4 protein-coding genes are annotated in these 2244 nt (G+C 45.5%); 3 read left to right on the top strand and 1 reads right to left on the bottom strand.

Features of this window, described 5'->3' with window-relative positions; genetic code table 11:
* Nucleotides 1–104 precede the first annotated feature (104 nt).
* A complete protein-coding gene (locus ACOI7Z_RS27075; RefSeq protein WP_009309869.1) occupies nt 105–515 on the top strand; it encodes a hypothetical protein in 411 nt (136 codons plus the stop codon).
* A 64-nt stretch (nt 516–579) separates the two neighbouring features.
* On the opposite strand, the gene ACOI7Z_RS27080 is transcribed toward ACOI7Z_RS27075, so the two are convergent.
* Nucleotides 580–1614, bottom strand: a complete 1035-nt coding sequence (locus ACOI7Z_RS27080) for an IS630 family transposase (protein ID WP_116994126.1) — start codon at nt 1612–1614, stop codon at nt 580–582.
* Between the two features lie 108 nt (nt 1615–1722).
* On the opposite strand from ACOI7Z_RS27080, the gene ACOI7Z_RS27085 reads away from it, so the two are divergent.
* Both ACOI7Z_RS27085 and ACOI7Z_RS27090 read left to right on the top strand, forming a co-directional pair.
* Nucleotides 1723–1941, top strand: a complete 219-nt coding sequence (locus ACOI7Z_RS27085) for a hypothetical protein (RefSeq protein WP_416275425.1) — start codon at nt 1723–1725, stop codon at nt 1939–1941.
* On the top strand, nt 1942–2244 hold a 303-nt coding region (locus tag ACOI7Z_RS27090), incomplete at its 3' end, for a hypothetical protein (RefSeq protein ID WP_243211349.1).

The following is a 2244-nucleotide window of genomic DNA, read 5'->3' on the forward strand; positions in this document are numbered from 1 at the left end:
TAAGTTTACATTTCTGAATTATAACGAGTGCCCTCTGCGTTGAAAGGGATGGGCGGTAGCGTGTGAACTTAAAACTGATTACGAAAAATGAAAGGATTTCGAAAGTGACTGAGTCAATTAAATATCTCTGGATGCTTTTGTGCGAGGAATCGTCATATATTTTTATGTTGATGCTGATTGTTGGCACTGCCGCAGTTATGTCTTTCTTTTTACAGCGGTTGTTTGTGTCCTGGTGGGGTAAGTCAATCATTCTGATAATGTGTATTGTCGTCGCGATAACAGAAGTGTTTGTCTTTATTGAGCCTGAGTCAACATACAAACAGATTCAAACCAATAAACAGAATGTCATCTATACCCTGAAAAACTGCAGAGTCTCCGCATTTGAAGCACAGCAGGCAGGGTTTCTGGCTAAAGCAAAAGATGCCTGGTCTTGCCCGGATGGCGTAACACGGTATATGGATGTGAAATACAGGGATAAGACAGAGGTTAATAAACTTCGCACGGAAGGTAAGTAACGTTATGGATGAATTATTCAAATGGAAGATGGCGCTGTTATTTTTATTGGCAGTATATACCCGATTAACCTGAAGTTGCATTTTTCAGCGTCTGGAAGTTGTCATTAATACGACGCGCCAGTACCCCGGCAAGTCCCGGTAATATTTCGCTGAAGAAGCGGTGTATTTCTTCCCGGAACACCTTTGCTGAGGTGAAGTAACGGTTATTTCTCACCTGTTCATTCATCACTTTCCACAGCCGCTCTATGGGATTCAGGTTCGGGCTGTAAGGAGGCAGGTAGTGCAGGTCGATATTCATCAGATAAGCCCACTCTTTCACCTGTTCGCTGCGATGGTAGCCCGCGCCGTCAAGAATGATGTGGAGTTTTTGCTGTATCGGGTATGTTTCGCGGATGGCGATGAAGAACCGGGCGATATTGTGGCTGTTGATTTTGTCGTATTCCCTGATAACCGTTTTATCCAGCGCTGTCAGGTTGATAGCTCCCATCAGGTTCAGCCGGGTACGGCTGCCGCTGGTTTCCACCTGCTTTGCTCCTTTGCCGACGGGCATCCAGCCATACGCCAGCTTCGTCCCCTGTGTGGGGTGAACACCGTCGATAAACAGGACGGGTTCATCATCGCCTGCATCCCGTTTGAGCTGTTCATAAGCGGCCACGAACGCCTGCTGAGCTTCAGCGCTGAACTTATGAGGGACGCCAACCGGCTTTCGATAACTGAAGCCATGTTTATGCAGCCACTTATTCAGGCCCGGCACGGTATAACGGATGCCCCACCATTCTTCGATAACGTTGATGATGGCCGCCGTCGTGGGCAGAAGGTTATCCGTTAAATACGCAATAAGCTCTGCAGTCTGCGTCTCACTGAGGTGGCTCTGAGTGCCGCCATTTTCGGGCTTCAGCTTTTCCTCGTTAAGCCAGTCGTTGAGGTGACGCCGGACAGTGGTTTCATCAATGAGTTGAGATTTGGCAATCATAGAGGCATTCCAGCCATCCGCAGCAAGGAGAACACATCTTATTCGGTCGCATACACGGCTATCCCTGCTGCTCTTATGCAGTAGTTTCAGGGCGGTACACTGTTCCGGAGTCAGATGTATTTTCATGTTGACTATCCTGATCTTAACCGTCTTGAAAATCAAGCATCTTCAATGATTACGGGTATATAGCCTGCTTTTTTCTACTGACAAGTATATAAATAAAGGCAATAAATTATGCATGCATATATTTTTCTGGTGCTGATGACGCCGAGTAGTGGCGGTGGGATTTGGGATATTACTCCCATGCCTAATACAGATGTCTGCATAAAAATGCTACGGGTACTCGAAGCACGTGGGGGCAGAGGTTACGGAAGTAATACAGGAGAGTGCATTGAAATTAAAACCCGCGAGCCTTTGAGCAGCGTGATAGAAACATTGAATGAGGGTGGGTAAATGGCTGAATACCAGTTAAGTCTTGATGGTTTTGTTCGACTTTTTTTTGCAATGGCAATCATTATCTGCGGTTACGGCTATGTAATTATTGGTGTTTTTATAAGAGATACGCTTGCCTGTATTTTAATGTTGTTTGGGCTTACAGGTCTCAGTGCTTTATTTTCTTTCATGGTGTTTAAGGATAAAAACATGTGGGCGGACTCTCCTGATTTGACGCTGTCAGTAATAACGGGGTTTTTTACAGCCACAGTAATCTTTTATATGTTTTATGTCTTGATTTATTACTTTGAACGGATGGGGGCA

Source organism: Klebsiella sp. C283 (assembly GCF_048822555.1).
In the GTDB taxonomy this organism is placed as follows: Bacteria; Pseudomonadota; Gammaproteobacteria; order Enterobacterales; family Enterobacteriaceae; genus Klebsiella; species Klebsiella quasipneumoniae.